Source organism: Microbispora corallina, assembly GCF_016863035.1.
GTDB classification, from domain to species: Bacteria; Actinomycetota; Actinomycetes; order Streptosporangiales; family Streptosporangiaceae; genus Microbispora; species Microbispora corallina.
In genome coordinates this window covers 256,683-274,508 of record NZ_BOOC01000011.1, presented here as the reverse complement: position 1 = coordinate 274,508, position 17,826 = coordinate 256,683, and the positions used below count along the sequence as shown (strand labels likewise).

General features: G+C 73.5%; 14 protein-coding genes. 3 read left to right on the top strand and 11 right to left on the bottom strand.

Annotated features, from left to right (window positions below; all coding sequences use genetic code 11):
- Positions 1–116: 116 nt before the first annotated feature.
- The 3 genes from Mco01_RS14870 to Mco01_RS14860 all read right to left on the bottom strand — a co-directional run bounded on the left by Mco01_RS14870 (position 117) and on the right by Mco01_RS14860 (position 2,362).
- On the bottom strand, positions 117–500 hold the full coding sequence (locus tag Mco01_RS14870; RefSeq protein ID WP_204057478.1) for a hypothetical protein: 384 nt from the start codon (positions 498–500) through the stop codon (positions 117–119).
- Between the two features lie 290 nt (positions 501–790).
- The gene (locus tag Mco01_RS14865; RefSeq protein ID WP_204057477.1) at positions 791–1,741 is read right to left on the bottom strand and encodes a helix-turn-helix domain-containing protein; all 951 of its coding nucleotides are present in this window, start codon (positions 1,739–1,741) and stop codon (positions 791–793) included.
- Between the two features lie 165 nt (positions 1,742–1,906).
- On the bottom strand, positions 1,907–2,362 hold the full coding sequence (locus tag Mco01_RS14860; RefSeq protein ID WP_204057476.1) for a MarR family winged helix-turn-helix transcriptional regulator: 456 nt from the start codon (positions 2,360–2,362) through the stop codon (positions 1,907–1,909).
- A gap of 362 nt (positions 2,363–2,724) precedes the next feature.
- Here Mco01_RS14860 and Mco01_RS14855 point away from each other — a divergent pair, with 362 nt between their 5' ends.
- Positions 2,725–3,222: a MarR family winged helix-turn-helix transcriptional regulator gene (locus Mco01_RS14855; protein ID WP_204057475.1), complete on the top strand. Its 498-nt coding sequence runs from the start codon at positions 2,725–2,727 to the stop codon at positions 3,220–3,222.
- A gap of 11 nt (positions 3,223–3,233) precedes the next feature.
- On the opposite strand, the gene Mco01_RS14850 is transcribed toward Mco01_RS14855, so the two are convergent.
- The 3 genes from Mco01_RS14850 to Mco01_RS14840 form a co-directional block, all read right to left on the bottom strand.
- Complete coding sequence (locus Mco01_RS14850; protein WP_204057474.1) at positions 3,234–4,265, bottom strand: hypothetical protein; 1,032 nt, start codon at positions 4,263–4,265, stop codon at positions 3,234–3,236.
- A gap of 439 nt (positions 4,266–4,704) precedes the next feature.
- Positions 4,705–6,309: a tyrosine 2,3-aminomutase gene (gene cmdF / locus Mco01_RS14845; RefSeq protein WP_204057473.1), complete on the bottom strand. Its 1,605-nt coding sequence runs from the start codon at positions 6,307–6,309 to the stop codon at positions 4,705–4,707.
- 34 nt (positions 6,310–6,343) lie between these two features.
- Positions 6,344–9,685 (bottom strand): non-ribosomal peptide synthetase, encoded by a 3,342-nt coding sequence (locus Mco01_RS14840; protein WP_239103620.1) that lies wholly within the window; start codon positions 9,683–9,685, stop codon positions 6,344–6,346.
- Between the two features lie 260 nt (positions 9,686–9,945).
- Between Mco01_RS14840 and Mco01_RS14835 the strand changes: the two genes are divergently transcribed.
- Positions 9,946–10,299, top strand: coding sequence for a YciI family protein (locus Mco01_RS14835; RefSeq protein WP_232326420.1), 354 nt, complete (start codon positions 9,946–9,948; stop codon positions 10,297–10,299).
- A gap of 102 nt (positions 10,300–10,401) precedes the next feature.
- Here the strand turns inward: Mco01_RS14835 and Mco01_RS14830 are convergent, their stop codons facing one another.
- From Mco01_RS14830 to Mco01_RS14820, 3 genes are all read right to left on the bottom strand, one after another.
- Complete coding sequence (locus Mco01_RS14830) at positions 10,402–11,781, bottom strand: FAD-binding oxidoreductase (RefSeq protein WP_204057471.1); 1,380 nt, start codon at positions 11,779–11,781, stop codon at positions 10,402–10,404.
- A gap of 16 nt (positions 11,782–11,797) precedes the next feature.
- Positions 11,798–13,024 (bottom strand): acyl-CoA dehydrogenase family protein, encoded by a 1,227-nt coding sequence (locus Mco01_RS14825; RefSeq protein ID WP_204057470.1) that lies wholly within the window; start codon positions 13,022–13,024, stop codon positions 11,798–11,800.
- A 79-nt stretch (positions 13,025–13,103) separates the two neighbouring features.
- Positions 13,104–14,465 carry an FAD-binding oxidoreductase gene (locus tag Mco01_RS14820; protein WP_204057469.1) on the bottom strand — a complete coding sequence of 454 codons (1,362 nt, stop codon included), beginning with the start codon at positions 14,463–14,465 and terminating at the stop codon, positions 13,104–13,106.
- 250 nt (positions 14,466–14,715) lie between these two features.
- Between Mco01_RS14820 and Mco01_RS14815 the strand changes: the two genes are divergently transcribed.
- Positions 14,716–15,429 (top strand): SDR family NAD(P)-dependent oxidoreductase, encoded by a 714-nt coding sequence (locus Mco01_RS14815; RefSeq protein WP_204057468.1) that lies wholly within the window; start codon positions 14,716–14,718, stop codon positions 15,427–15,429.
- Positions 15,430–15,448: 19 nt separating this feature from the next.
- On the opposite strand, the gene Mco01_RS14810 is transcribed toward Mco01_RS14815, so the two are convergent.
- Positions 15,449–16,231: an SDR family oxidoreductase gene (locus Mco01_RS14810; RefSeq protein ID WP_204057467.1), complete on the bottom strand. Its 783-nt coding sequence runs from the start codon at positions 16,229–16,231 to the stop codon at positions 15,449–15,451.
- Between the two features lie 62 nt (positions 16,232–16,293).
- A complete protein-coding gene (locus Mco01_RS14805; protein WP_204057466.1) occupies positions 16,294–17,817 on the bottom strand; it encodes a methyltransferase domain-containing protein in 1,524 nt (507 codons plus the stop codon).
- Between the last annotated feature and the right edge of the window lie 9 nt (positions 17,818–17,826).

Genomic DNA, 17,826 nt, shown 5'->3' with positions numbered 1-17,826 from the left:
GGCCTCACTCGTTAAGCCCGCTCAGACTCCCCGATTCATAACAAGCATCCCGGACTTTTCTGGGGACTACGGTCCGCTGCTCAGCGACCCCCGCCCTCTGAGTTGCGGTGGCCGGGTCAGCGGTGGCGGGTGATCGTCGTCTTCGAGCGGCGGGAGAGCCAGATGATCGGCCAGGCGAGGCCGCCGGTGAAGATGATCGCCATGATCTGCCCGACGGTCCAGGCCGGCTTGGTGACGGACATGCCGGTCATCTGGACCTGCAGCGGGTGCTGCGGGTACGGCTGGGCCGGGTAGGGCTGGGCGGGGTACTGCGGCTGCCCGTACGGCTGGCCGTACTGCTGCGGATACCCCTGCTGCGGGTAGCCCTGCTGCGGGTGGGGCTGCGGGGCGTACTGCGGCGGGTACGGCTGCGGCTGGCCCTGTGGGTGGCCTTGCGGGTGGCCCTGTGGCGGTCCGTACGGGCCGGGCTGGGGCTGCTGGGGGTACTGGGGGTGTCCCATGCGGCACTCCTGAGGGGTCTCGGTTTGCCGGGTGATCGTAAACCAGGACCGGTCCACAGGTGTCGCGATTCGCCCGGATACACAGAAAGGGCCGGACGGTTGCCCGTCCGGCCCTTTCTGTCAGGCCTTGCGCGCGGCGAGGACGCGCAGGCCGGTGGCGATGCTTCGCGAACCGCTGACACTCTCTTGTCGCTCACCACTGAGGCACTCAGGCACCCCGCGAGAAACAACCTCTGCCGGGCCGCCTCCTCGACGCCGAGAGGGTCCCCGTCAGGTGGAGGCCGTTCCCGTCAGATCCAGTGCTCTTCCTTGGCGCGCAGCGCCGCCTGGAAGCGGTTCACCGCGCCGAGCCGGGACATGAGGTCCGCGACGTACCGGCGGTAGGTCCGGACGGACACGTCGATCTCCCGAGCCGCGATCTCGTCCTTGTCGGCCGTGGCCATGACGGACAGGACCCGCCTCTCCAGCTCCGACAGCAGCGGCGGTTCCTTCGAGGGCTCGGTGAACTCCCGCAGGTCCGTCGCCGCGTCCCACACACCGTCGAAGTACGTGACGAGCTGGGAGACCAGCCCGGCCTCGCGGACCAGCAGCGCGCCCCGGGCGCTCTCCTTGGGGTGGATGGGGACGACGGCCACGCTGCGGTCGAAGACGACCATCCGGTCCATCGACTCCTCGGTGATGCGGACCTGGCCGCCCAGGCTGACCACGTCGCGCAGGTACGCCGCCATCAGCGGGTCGTCGAGCGCCTTGGGGTGGTAGACCGCCTTGACGGCGAGCCCGCGGCGCAGCGAGCGGGTGTCGAGCGGCAGCGCGGTCTCGATGGCGCCGCGCGACAGCGGCCCGCCGGGGTGCAGGCAGAGCGTCTCCTTGTAGGAGAAGAAGCCGAGGTCGTCCAGCCGCTGCCGGACCCGCTCCAGGCCCTCCACCCGTTCGATGTCGAGGACGCTCGCGGCCCGTTCGCCCTGCTGCTGGTCCTCCATCAAGACGGCGATGGCGTCCCGGGCGGCCAGGACGCGGCGGATCTCCGCGTTCAGCTCGTTGAGGCGCCGCTCGACGAGCCGTTCGATGCCGATCCTGGGCTCGGTGGCGACGACCTTGTGCCGGTCGCCGAGGTCGAGCAGCGACAGCCGCTCCAGATCCTCGATTGCGGCCTCGACGGTGTCGGGGTCCATGTCGAGGGCCTGCCGGGCCTCGCCGACGCCCTCTCCCCGGTGCCGGAGAAAGTACCGATAAATTTCCACCGATTCCGGTGAGATACCGATGACGGAAACGTCCATGGCACACCTCCCGGCATGCGCCACATTCCAGGGGGTGGCGGGGACGCCTCACCCTTTGCCAGGCACGCAATATGCGTATTCACAAACTATCAGAGCAGTGATAGTCCGGATCTTCTCGCAACGTGCGTATCAGGCGCCCATGACCAACTGAGCAAGAATGCGGTTGAGGCGTGTCCGGTCCTCGCGGGACAGCCGTTCCATGAGCCGGTCCTGTACGGCGGCGGCCGCCGGGTGGAGGACGTCCGCGAGGAACGCCCGGCCGCGGCCGGTGAGCGCGATCGAGTAGGCCCGGCGGTCGGCCCGGTCCCTGGTCCTGGCGACCAGACCACGGCCCTCCAGGACGTCGACGACGTGCACCATGGTGGACCGGTCGATCGCCAGACGCCGCCCGATCTCCTGCTGGGACAGCGGCCCGTCCGTCTCCAGGACGACGAGCACCCCGTACTCGCGCCGGCGCAGGGCCTCGCCCTTGAGGGCCTTCTCCATGCCCTGGGCGACCTCCCGGGCGGCGTCGCCGAGCAGCCAGCAAGTGGACGCGGCGAGCGGCCCGTCGACCGGTGCGGGCGGGTGAGCGTCTCCGTCCACGACCCCTCCCCCTCCTCGGCAGGTGCCCTCACCCTTCCCGGCCCTCGGCACTTTCCTCCAACGCTGCGTGGCTCGCTCCGTCCTGGGCCTGGTCCCAGGTGATACCGGCGCCCGGAGCCACTCTGGCCGCGGACATAACGTCCTCCTCACCGGAGCGGGCCGGAGCGCCGGACGAGGCGCGTACACCGCTCCGTACGTCAGTATCACTGACCATCATCTTTTGGGTCAATCAGCGATGCTGACGATTCGTTCTCCCCTGTTGCGCCACCGATTGCACACGTGTGACACTCGTGCAATATCTGCAGATGCCTAATTTGGCGCCCTTGCGTGGTATGCGACATATAGCGATCGAAGGGACATAGGTGAGCACCGAATCCCCCCGCACCGATCTTTCCGTCCCTGGGTTCCTGTCCAGCTCGACGAGCGTATTGATGAGCAAGGCCAACAATCTCTTCGTCGAGATTTTCGAGTCGGCCATGGAGCCCTTCGGGCTGCGGTCGAAGGATTTCGCCGTGCTCACCGCGATCGACGCGATGGGGCCGCAGTCCCAGCAGCAGCTCGCGCGCAGCCACGGCATCGACAGGACGACGATGGTCAGCGTGGTGGACGGTCTGGAGCGGCTGGGGCTGGTGCAGCGTTCGCGCGACCCCGACGACCGCCGCAAGTACGCGATCGCGCTGACGGGCGAGGGGGTGTCGTTGCTGCGCCACAAGCTGGGGCCGGCGATGCTGAGCGCGCTCGACGCGTTCCTCACCCCGCTGTCGCCCGACGAGCGGGAGCAGTTCAACAGGTTGCTATGGCGCCTGGTCCACGAGCGGGACGGCGTCGCCGCCGGCAACGGGCGGGCCCGGCAGGGCTGAGGGCGGCCCGGTCACGGGACGGGGCAGGGCAGGGTGGTGCCGGGCGGGGCGGTCCGGTAGCAGGCGGCCCCCGGGCAGACGACCTTGACCGGCTCCCCCGACGGGTTTCCGATCAGGATCGGCTCGTGCCCGAAGCGGCGGCAGGCGAGGTCGGGCCAGCTCATCAGCCTCTCCCAGACGGCCGGCTCGTCGAGCACCGGAGGGTCGGCGTCGATGGCGGAGCGCTCGAGGTAGGCGAGGTAGTCGGACTCACGGTGCCACACGGTGAGGCGCCGCAGCGAGTCGCCGGTGGGCAGGGTGTTCCAGGGCTGGGCCCGGGCGGCCATCGCCCGCAGGAACGCCTCCCCTACGGCCTCCCCGACCGTCCTGGCGGCGGCCGTGGCCACCGTCGTCCCCTCCCCGCCGACGCCGACGAGGGCGATGCGGAAGTCCGGGCCGGGCAGCACGAACGCCGAGACCCACAGACCGAGGGCGGACGCCGCGGCCACGACGCCGGGCGGGAGCAGCCGGTCGAGGTACGCGGACACGCGCAGCAGCGGGAAGCGGGGGCTCGACCACCAGCGGATCACCACGTCGTGGGCGAGCAAATCGGCGATCGCCTCGTCGATGCCGTCGTCGACGACGCCCACCAGCGTCGGCTCGACGCGGGAGCCGCGCTCGCCCAGCCAGACGACCTCGACGGGCAGGTTGTAGCGCTCCCGGCTGAGCAGGCCGACGCCGGTCACCCGCAAGCGGCTCTCCTCCGGGGGCTCGGGCACGAAGTCGGCCAGGCCGAGGGGCCGGTCGCCCTCCCCCACGGCGGACGGCGCGACGCCCTCGGGCAGCCGGTAGAGGCAGTCGAGCGCGGACGCCCTGGCCTCGGCCCGGGCCCGGGCGGTGTCCGGGGAGAAGCCCGCGGCGACGGTCATCGCGCCGCTGCCGGGCCGCTCGGCGTACGCGAGGTGGACCTCCCCATCGAGGCACTCGGCGATCTCACCGCGGCCTTCCGGCCACCCGGACGCGCTCGACGTGGCGGACCAGGGGCTCGCAGGTGTGGGGGCCATCAGTACCTCCTCGCCGGCGACCCCGGGGATCCCCCGGCGGAGCCGGCCGGCTCGCGTCCGCCGGACGGGGCACGCACCGGGCGGCCCCGCCAGGCGAGCTCCCCGGCTCTCGACGCTCCGATCGGCGCCGACGACGGCACGAGGGGCTTGCTCACAACCAATGGAAACGTCCAGCACGGGCACCGTCAATATGCACCGTCGATGTCGGGGTGGTATTCAGCAATGTGCGAGAAAGCCGCCATTAGGTGCCGGAATTCAGCGGCGTGAAAAAGCACGCAGAAAGGGCTCCGAGCGTTTGTCCGGCGATTTCCGGGGCCGTTCCCGGCCCATTTTCACGTGAAGACGGGGACGGCCGGGGAGACGGCCGCGCCGGCGGGGGAAGGGGGTGCGGCGCGGCCGTCTCCCCGGCCAGGCTCGGGGCCCGGCGGGGCGGGCTCGGTCAGCGGAGGCCGACGCCGGCCTGCGCGACCGCGTCCGCGAACCGGCCCTCCGACAGCGCGGCCGCGACGACCTCGATGTCGTCGGCCATGAAGCGGTCGGCGTCCAGGGTCGGCACGAGCGAGCGCACCGCCTCGTACGTCGCCTTGGCGGCCGGGCTCAGGCCCTCGTACCGGCCGGAGATGTCCACGGCCTGGGCGGCGGCGAGGAACTCCACGGCGAGGATCTTGTCGTTGTTCTGCAGGACCCGGCGGGCGTTGCGGGCCGAGATCAGGCCCATGCTCACGATGTCCTGGTTGTCGCCGTTCGACGGGACGCTCTGGATGCTGGCGGGGCCGATCGTGCGGTTCTCGGCCACCAGCGCGGTGGCCGGGTACTGCGCGCCGGCGAAGCCGCTGTTGAGGCCGGGGTCGCCCGCGACGAGGAACTCCGGCAGGCCGTAGCTGAGGTGGCGGTTGAGCAGCCGGTTGGTGCGCCGCTCCGACAGCACGCCGAGCTGGGTCAGCGCGATCGTGGTGAAGTCCATCGCGAACGCGATCGGCTGCCCGTGGAAGTTGGCGCCGTGGAAGATCTCCTGGCCCTCGAAGAACAGCGGGTTGTCGTTGGAGGAGTTGAGCTCGATCTCCAGCTTGTCCACCGCGTGGTAGAGGGTGTCGCGGACGGCGCCGAGCACCTGTGGGATGGCGCGCAGCGAGTACGCCTTCTGGAGGTAGACCTGGGTGCGGGCGACGACCTGGTCGTGCCGGCTCTCCTGGGCCTGACGGCGCAGGTCGGCGTGGTCGACGGTGAGCCCGCTGCCGTCCATGAGGGCGCGCATGTTGGCGGCGCTGTCGATCTGGCCGCGGTGGGGCCGGGCGATGTCGTGCCCGACGGCGAGGAACGGGCTGGTCGAGCCCTGCAGGGTCTCGATGACCAGCGCCGCGACGATCTCGCCGTGGCGGACCTGCTGGAGCGCCCGGCCGGCGACGAGCGCGCCGAGGCCGGTCATCGCGGAGGTGCCGTTGATGAGGGCGAGCCCCTCCTTGAACCGGAGCGTGAGCGGCTCGATGCCGAACTCGCGGAGCACCTGGCCCGTCGGGACCCGGTGCCCGTCGCGCAGGACGTACCCCTCGCCGATGACCGTGCTGGCGATGTGGGCCAGCGGAGCCAGGTCGCCGCTCGCGCCCAGTGAGCCGATCTCGGGGATGGCCGGGATGATGCCCTCGTTCAGGTAGAGCGCGAGCCGTTCGAGCACCACCGGCCGGACAGCCGAGTAGCCGCGGGCCAGCGCGTTCAGGCGGGCCGCGACGATCGCGCGCGCCTCGTCCTCGGCGAACGACGGCCCGACGCCGGCGCTGTGGCTGCGCACCAGGTTCGTCTGCAGCTCCACCTCCTTGGAGGTGCCCACCAGCATGTAGATCATCTCGCCGAAGCCGGTGGTCACGCCGTAGATGGGGATGTCCTGGCGGGCGATGTCCTCGAAGATCTCCCGGCTCCGCGTCGCCCTCTCCAGGGCGGCGGGGGCGATGCTGCACGGCGCCCGGTCCTCGGCGACGCGGCGGATGCCCGCGATGTCCAGGCTCTCGCCGTCGAAATCGACCGCAACCTCGGTCTCGAGCAGAGTCAACTCACTCACTCCTTCGTAGCCTTGCCGACAGCTGTCATGAACGGCGTTGCGCCGGCACCGAGCGGTTCGACGGGCCGGTGGTGCTCTCATCGGCCGGCTCTCCCCCGCCCGCCGCGTCGACCATCGCGGACAGGGCGGCCAGCGAGGGGTTGGCGAGGCAGTCGCGCGGCGACACCCGTACGCCCAGCCGCTCCCGGATCCGCCTGGCGAGCAGCGGGACGAGCATGGAGTGCCCGCCGACGGTGAAGAACGTGTCCTCCGTGGTGATCGTGTCGACGCCCAGCAGCTCCGACCAGATCGCCGCCATGGCCTTCTCCACGGGCGTCCGCGGCGTCGTCGCGTCCTCGTCGAGCAGCGGGCCGGCGTCGGGGAGGCGGCGCCGGTCGACCTTGCCCGCCACGTTGCGCGGCAGCGGCCCGTTCATGACCTTGAAGAGGGCGGGCAGCGTGAGGGCGCCGAAGCGGGCGCGCAGGTGGGCCCGCCAGGCGGCGGGCGAGCCCGCGACGGGCGCGTCCGGCCGCGGGACGACGTAGACGACGAGGCGGCTGACCAGGCCTTCCCGGTTGGCGACGGCCACGGCGGCGCACTCGGCCACCGCCTCGTGCGTGGCGAGCGCCGCCTCGATGTCGGTCAGCTCGATCCGGTTGCCGAGCAGCTTGATCTGGAAGTCCTTGCGCCCGCGGAACTCCAGCAGCCCGTCCGGCCGCCTGCGCCCGAGGTCGCCGGTCCGGTAGCACGGGACGTCCCCGCCGGCCCGCGCGTCGCGGATCGGGGCGAACGCCTCTCCCGCCTCCGCGTTGGTGTATCCGGGGGTGACGTACGGGCCGCGCACGACGATCTCCCCGGTCACGCCCACCGGGCAGGGCCGGTCGCGCTCGTCGAGCACGAGCACCTGGCGCCCGGGGATCGGACGGCCGATGGGCGCCGTCCCCCGGAGCGTCCGGGAGACCTCGTGCCAGGTCGCCGCGATCGTCTCGGTCGGGCCGTACAGGTTGACCAGCCGCGCGGCCGGCAGGGTGGCGCGCAGGCCGTTCGCCAGGTCCTCGCTGAGCGCCTCCCCCATCAGCACGAGGTAGGAGAGAGGCGTGAGGTCCTCGGCCGTGCCCCGGCCGGTGACGGCCGCGAGCAGTTCCCTGGCGAAACTCGGCACGGTCTGCAGGAACGAGATCCGCTCGCGCGCCAGCCAGTCGGCCAGCTTCTCCGGATGAACGCGGGTCCGCTCGGGCGGCGGGCAGAGCGTCGCGCCGGAGACCAGCGCCGCGAAGACCTCGCACAGGGCCGGGTCGTGGTCGGGGGCGACCCACTGCGCCACCCGGGAACCCGGGCCCATCCCGAAGCGGGCGGCCATCCACGTTGTGAACTGCGCCAGCGCCCGGTGCGACTGCGGGATGCCCTTGGGCCGCCCGGTCGAGCCGGAGGTGTAGGCGACGTACGCCCGGTCGTCGGGGCGGGCCGGAGGCGCGGCGTACGGCTCGACGCCGGACAGGTCCACGGCCGACAGGTCGGCCACCACGCCGCCCAGATCGTCGCGGAACCACGCGGCGAGGACGTCGGACGAGGGGTCGCCGTCGACCAGCAGGCAGGCCGGGCGCAGGTCGTCGAGCACGGCCCTCCCGCGCTCCCCCGTGTCGCCCGCGCCGAACCAGACGAGGTGCGCCCCCGCCTCCAGCACGCCGAGGAGGGCGGCGAACCGGCGCGGCCCCGCCGGCATGCGCACGGCCACGGCCGCGCCCTCCAGCGAGCCCTCCAGCGAGCCCTCCGCCAGGCCTCCCGCCGGGCCCTCCGCCAAGCCTTCCGCTGGACCGGCGACTCCCGCCGTCCGGCGCAGCCACGCGGCGATCCGCCCGGCCTGGTCGACCAGCTCCCGGTACGTGAGGTCGCCCTCGGGCCACGCGACCGCGACCGCGTCCGGGTGCAGCTCAGCCTGGGCGCGCACCAGCTCGTGCACGGCCCCGGCGGCGTGGGCGCCCTCCTCGATCAGGTCGGCCCCGCGCAGGGCCGCGCGGGCGGCCTCCGGCCCCTCCAGCGGCAGTTCGTCGACCGGCAGCCCGGGCTCGGCGACGGCGGCCGCCAGCAGCGTGCGGAGCTGGTCCGCCACGGCCCGCGCCGTCTCCGGGTCGAACAGGCTGCCGCGGTACGCGAGCGACCCCGAGCAGGAGCCTGGCGTCACCTCCACGGTGAGCGTGAGGTCGGTCGCCACCCAGCCGTTGTGCACCGGGATGCGGCGCACCTCCGTGCCGGGGAGGACGGGCTCGGCCTCCGGCTCCTCCCGTACGGCGAGCAGGACGTCGCACAGCGGGAAGCGGTGGGGGTCGCGCTCGACGTTCAGCGCCCGGACCAGGTGCGCGAACGGCAGGTCGCGCCGGTCGAGGGCGTCCCGCACGTGCCCGGCGACCCGGCCGAGCAGGTCGCGGAACGCGGGACCGTCCGACAGGTCGGCGCTCAGCACGAGCGGGTTGAGGAAGGGGCCGGCGAGGGACTCGGCCGCGCTCCCGCCCACCGGCACGGGCACCCCCACGGCCACCGGCCCCTCGGTGCCGTACCGGTGCAGCAGGGCCTGGAGCCCGGCGAGCACGACGGCGAGGGGAGTGGCGCCCTCCGCCTCCGCAAGGCGGGCGATGCCGCGGGCGAGGCCGGCGCCCCAGTCGAACCGGACGGCGCCGCCGCGGAAGCACGGCTCGGCGGGACGCGGCCGGTCGGCGGGCAGCGCCGGGGACGCGGGCGGCGGCGTGAGCGCCGCGGTCCACCACTCCAGCAGCTCCGGGGACGGTTCGCGCTCGCGCTGGGCACGGGCGTGGTCCGCGTACTGCGCGGGCAGGGCAGCCAGCACGGGCGATCGGCCCTCGGCGGCCGCGGCGTAGCCCTCGGCCAGCTCCCGCATGATCACGGCGGGGGTGCTCTCGTCGGCGACGGCCTGGTGCAGCACGAGCACCATGACGTGCTCGGTGGCGCTCTGCCGCGCGACGACCAGGCGGGCGAGCGGCCCGTCCACGAGGTCGAACGACCGGGCGGCCTCCGCGGCGCACAGCCGGTCGGCCCACGCCTCCCGGTCAGCCGGGGGCACCGCGCCCAGGTCGAAGAAGAAGACCGTGTCCCCCGCCTCGGCGGCGATCCGCTGCACCGGGCGTCCCTCGGCCTCCGCGAGCGTGGTCCGCAGGATCTCGTGCCGGTCGACCACGGCCTGCCACGCGCCGCGGACCGCGCTCAGGTTCAGCCGCCCCGAGATCCGGTACGCCCGGTACACGTTGTACGCCGGAGAACCGGGAAACAATTCGTTTAAGAACCAGGCCCCATCTTGCGCATACGACGTCGGAGCTTCCCCGGCGCCGAACTCATATCCGCGCGATAAACCGGTCGCAACCGCATCATTCAGCACGTTCACAGTTTCATCCCGGGTGTCGCCGGGGCGCCTCTTTCAAAGTGCGGTCCCGCCGTACGGCATTCTCGGAACGGGCGCGGATTCGGCGTCGTTTTTCGTTTCGCCGGCGCCGGACGGGACGCGCGGCGGCAGGCCGGCGGGCCGGCGCGAAAATTCCCCGCGCGGGGATGTCGAGGCCGCGGTCCCCGCTCCGACCTTTCCGTGAGAGGCGCCGGAACGGGCGCCGCCTACCGCGTGAGGAGCGGGACGTGAAGTACATGCTCTCCGTCTACGGGAACGAGGACACCTGGGGCGCGCTGTCGCCGGAGGAGTTCGCCGAGCTGATCGCCGAGGACGCGGCGTTCCAGAAGGAGCTGCGCGACTCGGGTGAGCTGGTGAGCGTGCACGGGCTGGCCGACGCCGTGAACGCGAGGACCGTGCGGGTGCGCGGCGGCAGGCTCGTCGTGGCCGACGGACCCTACCTGGAGACGAAGGAGCACCTGGGCTGCTTCTTCATCATCGACTGCGACGGCCTCGACCGCGCCCTCGAGCTGGCGTCCCGTTACCCGGCGGCCCGTGACAACGGCGTCGAGGTGTGGCCGCTGCTCGACCAGGGCGGGACGGAGATGTGACGGGCCCATGACGACCATTCCCGGCCGGGACCTGCCGGAGCGCACCGGCAGGTCCCGGGCCGCCGCGACGGACGCCCTGACGGGCCTCGACGGCCCGGCGGGCTATGCCGCCGCGGACGCGCCGGGAGTCACGTCCCCACGGAACAGGCCCGGCGGGTCGACCCGCCGCCTGACGCGGTCGAGGGTCTCGACCTGCTCCGCCGTGAGGTGCCCCTGCGGCCGTTGCGTGCTCTCCACGAACGTGGGAGCCGTGCGGCCGGTGTCCCAGGGCGCGAGCGCCGCGCGGACCAGCGCGAAGCGCCGCCCGATCGCCTCCTCGCTCTCCGGCCCCTCGGGAAGCCCCGCGCCCATGTACGCGTAGCACGCGTCGATGTGGTCGAGCGCGCCGCCGTCCGCCACGGGCACGGCCAGCGCGCCCCCGAGCTGCCGCAGCTCCGCCGAGACCAGCGGCGAGCCCGACCCCTCACCGGTTACCCGGCAGAACGCGTCCACGGCGTCGTCGCCGATCTCCCCCAGCAGCAGGTGGTCGCCGTGCAGGGCGACCGGCTCGGTGGGGTCCATGTGCGTCTCCAGCACCTCGGCCGGCCGGGCGGGCCGCCAGGTGTCGAGCAGCGGCGGGGCCGCCGACCGCAGCGGGCCGAGCAGCTCCTCCGCCTGCGCCGGGGCCGACGCCGGGTGGTCGCCCGCCAGCACGACGCCGGCCAGGCAGAGCACCGGGCCGGCGCGCAGCTCGGCCGGGATCTCCGGCAGGTCGGGCAGGTTCAGGATCCGCACGGACGTGGCGGCCTCCCAGGGCGCGTGCCGGGCCCACCGCCGCCACAGGCGCAGCAGCCGGGGCGCGTGCGCGGCCGGCCAGAACGCCGCCCCCGTCACCACACCCCTGGCCGGGAACAGGTCGAGCTCGACGGAGGTCACGACGCCGAAGCCGCCGCCTCCCCCGCGCAGCGCCCACAGCAGCTCGGGGTCGGACGCCGCGTCCACCCGGCGGACGTCGCCGCCCGCCGTCACCAGCTCCACCGCGCGCACGCCGTTTGCGGCGACGCCGACCTTGCGGCCGTAGAAGCTGACGCCGCCGCGCAGCAGGTAGCCCACCACGCCGACGGTCGGCGAGGAGCCGTGGGGCGCGGCGAGGCCGTGCGGCGCGGCCGCCTCGACCACCTCCCGCCAGCGGGCGCCCGCGGGCACCCGGGCCACGCGGCGGCCGGGGTCGACCTCGACGCCGCCCGCCAGCCGGGTGCGGATCAGCAGCGCGCCGTCCATGGGCGCCACGGACCCGGCGGCGTGCCCGGTCGCGTGCACCCGCACTCCCAGGCCCTCACTCTCGGCGTACCGGACGGCCGCCCGCACCTCGTCGAGCGTGCGGGCCGTCACGGCGGCCGCGGGCCGGGCGGGCGCCGCGAGGTTGAACACCCGGGTCGCCGTCTCGTACGCGGGCTCTCCCGGCGCCGCGACGAAGACGTGCCGGGGTCCGGCGATCGTCATCGGGTCAGCTCCCCCCTCAGGCGAACCGGGCCTTGGCCCGCTCGCGGGTGGCGACCGTGGCCAGCAGCACGGCGATGCCGGCGTGGCTGTGCAGGGTGGACATGTCCCGCCAGATCCGCTCCAGCCGCTCGCCGCGCCGCGCGGAGCTCGACCCCGCGGTCGGGAACAGGTACGACTCGACCGCCCGCCAGGACAGGGCGATCACCTCGCGGCAGATCGTGGCGATGCGGACGTCCTGCTCCCGGGTGAAGGCCGCCGGGCCGCGGGCGCAGGTCTCGCTCCACTGCCGGACGGCGTCCGAGACGGCGGCCTCGGCCGTGGCGATCATCCCGGAGGCCTGGCCGTACCAGAACTGGAAGTCGGGGTCGTCGGCGCGCAGGACGTCGGTGAACATCGTCCGCTTGGTGCGCATCAGGTCCTCGTAGGTGTCGAGCGCGCCCTTGGCCATGCCGACCGCCAGTGTGGCCGCCTCCAGCAGCATGAAGCTCAGCGGGCCGCCGCCGTACTGCGGGTTGCCGTGCAGGGTGCGGCCGACGCTGCCCGTGCTCACGTCGACCTCGCTCATGTGGAGCGCCTCGAACGCGTAGTGGGCGGGGATGCGGCCGTTCTCGATGACGACGCTGTGCGAGCCGCTGCCCCGCAGGCCGAGCTGGGCGCCCCAGTCGTCGAGCCGCCGCCACTCGCCGCGCGGGGCGATGAACAGCAGGGGCTTGGGCTCCCCGTCGGCGGAGGGCACGAGCGTGTGGCCGATGAAGTGCGTGGCGTACGGGACGCCCGAGCAGTAGCTCCAGGTGCCGTTGACCAGCCAGCCGTCGGCGGTCCGCTCGGCCGTGCCGCTCGGGGCGATGACGGCCGGGCTGATGAAGTCGCCGCCGGCGAAGATCTCGGCCTGGGCGCGCTCCTCGAACAGCGTCGCCACGAACAGCGCGTGCGCGGCGCCGAGGCAGTACATCCAGCCGGTGGAGGGGCAGCCGCGGGCGAGCGCCATGGACACGCGCAGGAACGTGTCGACGCCGAACTCGTACCCGCCGTAGCGCCGGGGCACGAGGATCCGGTAGAAGCCGGCCTCGGCGAACGCCTCGTGGGTGTCGGGGGCGTAGAAGGTGCGCTCCTCGGTCTCGGCCTGGCGCGCCACCAGGGACGGCGCCATCGCCTCGGCCCGCGCGACGATCTCGTCCGGGGTGAGCCCGGGCTCGGGCGGGAGCGTGGTTTCCCGTTCGGGGGCGTTCGTGGCGACTGTCATCGCTGCGCGGTCCTTCGTCTCGGATGGCCTGGCACTCGCGCGGCGCGGCCGCCGGTCCGGCGGCCACGCCCGGGGGTGGTCACGACGTCGCGCTGATCGGCTCGCGCACCGGCGTGACGTTGGGGTTGCGGCTGAAGACGTTGCCGGGGTCGTAGACGGTCTTGACGCCGCTCAGGCGGGCCAGCGTCTCCGGCGGGTAGACGGCCGCGACGTCGTCCTCGTCCACCTGGCTCAGGAAGTTGCTGTACGCGCCCTCGGTGTGCTCCGCGAGCGTGGCCCAGAACGCCTGGAACGCGGGCTCCTGCGGCCGGGTGTCCTCCACGGCGCCCAGCAGGACGGTGGTGAGCAGGACCTCGTTCGCGCGGTGGGCGAACGCCGTGGCGTCGCGGGGGACGCGGCCGACCGCCCCGCCGAGGCTGCGCAGCTCCACGAACAGCGTGTCGAAGGTGCGGGCGCCGGTGATGAGGGTCTCGACGAACTCGTCCCCGCAGACCGGGGCGAACGCGCTCTTCACGCGGGGGATCCAGCCGGGCGGCAGGTCGGACGGGTCCTCCAGCACCCCGGCGTACGGCATCGGCCTGATCGTGTTCTCGATCGGCTCGCCGAGCCGGAGCAGGGGGTCGACGGCGGCGGCCGCGGCCGCCGGGTCGTCGCCGGCGTAGCAGACCGTGATGATGACGGGCGGCGGCGCGTCGCCGAAGCCGGGGTACAGCGCCACGGTCGAGGTGACCTCGTCGGGCGCGGTCCGCATGGCGCGGCTCCAGTTCCGCACGACGGCGACCGCGTCCTCGGCCGGGTAGGTGACCGCGCCGAAGTGGACGCCGGAGTCCGGGCGGGCCACCACGTCGAAGGTCGTGACGACGCCGAAGTTGCCGCCGCCGCCGCGGATGGCCCAGAACAGGTCGGGGTTGTCGTCCGCGCTCGCGCGCAGCACCCGGCCGTCCGCGGTGACGACCTCGGCGCCCACCACGTTGTCGAGGGCGAGGCCGTCCCTGCGGACCATCCAGCCGATGCCGCCGCCGAGCAGGAGCCCGCCGACGCCTACGGTCGAGGTGTCGCCCGAGGAGATCGCCAGGCCGTGCCCGGCGAGGGCGGCCGCCACCCGGCCCCACCGGGCGCCGGTGCCGATCCGCACGACGTTCCGGGCGGGGTCGACGATCTCCACGCCGTCGATGAGGGACAGGTCGAGCACGAGGCCGCCCTCGTCGGTGCTGAAGCCGGCGTTGCTGTGGCCGCCGCTGCGCACCGAGACCGTCAGGCCGGCGTCGCGGGCGAACCGGAGAGCCGTGCGGACGTCGGCCGTGTCGCGGCAGCGGACGACGACGTCCGGGCTGCCGGGGTGCACGAAGACGTTCCGCAGCCGCTCGTAGGAGTCGTCGCCGGGGAGGACGACCTCGCCGGCGATCTCCTGCCTGAGCGCGGTCAGCGCAGCGGTATCCATGAACACTCCTGATCGGATCGCGTAAGTGGCGGGGGTGGCGGGGCGCCCTCGCACGCGCCGCCGAAGGCCGCCGCACCCCACGACCGTCCCACGCGCCCTTCCGGCGGCGCATCTTCTGGATTGCGGCCCGGGAACGCCATCCACGATCTTCCGACTGTTTGCCGGTCCCTCGTGGACAGCCGTCGGAGGTGGCCCCTAGCGTGGGAATAGTTGACCGGTCGGTTAGTTCCGTTCTCCGAAGAAGGTCATCATGAGCGTTCCTGGGCAGAAGGTCGCGATCGTCACCGGGGCGTCGCAGGGCATCGGAGCCGGCCTGGTCGCCGCGTACCGCAAGCTCGGCTACGCCGTGGTCGCCACCTCCCGCACCATCGCGGAGTCGCTGGACCGGGACGTCCTCAGCGTCCGGGGCGACATCGCCGACCCCACCACCGCCGACCGTGTGATCGAGGCCGGCGTCGAGCGGTTCGGCCGCATCGACACCCTGGTCAACAACGCCGGGTTCTTCGTCGCCAAGCCGTTCACCGACTACACGCCGGAGGAGTTCTCCTCACTGGTGGCGGTGAACGTGGGCGGGTGGTTCCACGTGACGCAGCGGGCCCTGCCGCACCTGCTCGCCCAGGGCGGCGGGCACATCGTCCAGATCACCACCAGCCTGGTCGACCACCCCAACTCCAGCCTGCCCTCGGTGCTGGCGTCCCTCACCAAGGGCGGTCTGCAGGCCGCCACCAGGGCCCTGGCCGTCGAGTACGCCGGCCGCGGCGTCCGCGTGAACGCCGTCTCGCCAGGGGTCGTCAAGACCCCGATGCACGACGCGCAGGCCCATGAGTTCCTCGCCGGGCTGCACCCGCTCGGCCGGATGGGCGAGGTGGGCGACATCGTGGACGCGGTGATCTATCTGGAGAACGCGCCGTTCGTCACCGGCGAGATCCTCCATGTCGACGGCGGCCAGAGCGCCGGTCACTGAGCCCCGGCGCCCGCGGGCGTCAGCGGTGGTATTCCCCGCCGTTGACGTCGAGGCACTGGCCGGTGATGGCGGCGGCCATGCCGGACGCCAGGAACACCACGGCGTCGGCGACCTCCTCCGGCTCGGGGAGCCGGCGCAGGTCGAGGTCGGCGGCCACCTCGTCGTAGATCTGCCGGGCCGGCACGCCGCGCTCGCCCGCCATGTAGTCGAAGTACGCCTTGAGCGGCTCGGCCCAGATGTAGTTCGGGACGACCGTGTTGACCCGGACGCCCTGGGGCCCGAGCTCGGTCGCGAGGTTCTGCGCGAGCGCGAGCAGCGCGGCCTTGGCCATCTTGTACGGCCCGAACGACCGCTTGGAGTGGCGCAGCACGGCGGCGTTCACCATGACGATCGACCCCCCTGCGGAGGCCAGCGCGGGACGCAGCAGCTGGGTCAGCCGCAGCGCCGCGAACACGCTGGTCTCGAACCCGCCGCGGACGGCGTCGACGTCGACCGTGACGAGGTCCTCCATCGGCGGGACCGCGAACGCGTTGTGCACGAGCACGTCCACGTGCCCGAAGGTGCCGACGGCGACCTGCGCGAGCGCCTCGGCCGAGGCGGCGTCGGTGATGTCGGTCGGCACGGGCAGCGCCCGGCGGCCGGTCTTCTCGACCTCCTCCGCGACCTCGGCGAGGACCTGCTCCGTCCGCGCGGCCAGCACGACGTCCGCGCCCGCGAGGGCCGACCGGACGGCGAGGGCCCGGCCGAGGCCGCGGCCCACGCCGGAGACCACCACAACCTTGTTGTGCAGCAATTCGCCCATGCAGCCACGGTCACACGGGCGGGCGGGGCCGCGCATCTCGCCGATTGCGGGGTTCGCGCCGGTCAGGCCTTCTCGGCCGTCACGAACACGAACGTCCCCGGCCGCGACTCCTCCCGGACCACCAGGCCCGCTCCGTCCAGCCAGCCGCGGATCTGCTCCGGCTCGAACAGCTCGATGCCGTCGGGGCTGCCCGGGAAGCTGTGGGCGTGCTGGAAGTACCGGTAGACGGGGTCGGGCGACCAGCGGAACGTCAGCATCGTGAGCACGCCGCCGGGCCGCAGGCAGCGGCCGATCTCGTCGATGGCGGCCTTCGGGTCGGGCAGCGCCTGCAGGGCGTTCCAGCAGTTCACGCCGCCGAGGGTGGCGTCGCCGAACGGCAGCCGCAGCGCGCTGGCGCGGACGGTCTCGACCTCGGGCAGCCGGGCCGCCAGGTCGGTCAGCATGGGGGTGATGACGTCGAGCGCGACGACCCGGCCGGCGCCTGCCGCCTCGGCGACGACGGCCGTCCACCGGCCGGCCCCGGCCGCCAGGTCGAGCAGCGGGCCGTCCGCGGGCCGGGTGTGGTCGAGCAGGTAGGCGTCCTCGTCGGCGGGGGTCACCGCGCCGCCCCAGTTGGAGCCCATGACCCGCAGGAACGCCGGGCGCAGCACGTTCTCGTAGTAGTGCCCGATGCCCTGCATGCCGGCCGCGTTCTGCAGCACGTCGTCGGCGTCGCGGGCCTCGTCGGCGCTGCTGAGGAAGTCGAGCACGCCGCGGGCCACGGGGTAGGCCGCCGGGCAGGCGCGGCACGTCACCCGGTCGGCGCCGAACTCCAGCTCGCCCCGGCAGGTGGGGCAGCGGAAGGCGTCCGCGTGCCGCGTGGTGACCTCCCGGGCGCCGGTCGCCGCACCGCCGTCGTCGCCGCGGGTGTCGGCCACGACGGTCGGCCTCCCGTGCCGGACGGCCCAGTACGCCTTGGCGCCCGTGTAGGCGAGGACGGAACGGGTGTCGCCGCGCCAGGTGGCGGTGATCTGCTCGGGGGTGAGCGTGCCGATCCAGCCCCGGTCGAAGTCGCGCTCGCTCTCCGACAGCGACCACTCCCACGGCGACGGCCACACCCGGCCCAGCACCACATCGTCGGGGTCGAGACTCTGCAGGCACCGGTCGAGGCGGGTGAGGTCGTCGAGGTCCAGCCCGAGCCCGCCGGCGACCGCGAGGACGCGCTCGCGGTCGCCGGGCAGGTGCGACAGCAGGTAGAGCAGCGCCAGCGTGAGCGGCTCGCCCTTGGCGCAGCGACCGAGCAGGGCGAGGTACCCGTCCAGGCCCTCGCGCACCGCGGCGGTCACCGGGCCCTCGGTGTCCGGGTACTCGGCCTCGGCCAGCAGGCCCAGCAGCACCAGGAGGTGGCCCTTGCGGTCGTCGCCGGCCCGGTCAAGCCGCTCCAGGACCAGCGGCACGGCGGGGAGGGCGAGGCCGGTGAGCGTCCCGCCGTCCCAGAGCGCGTCGACCAGCCGGAGGAACTCGGCGTCGAGACGGACGGCGGGCGCGGATATGACGGCGTCCAGCAGGTCGGAGACGGTCACGTCGGCGGCGGTGGTGACACTCATGGAGCACGT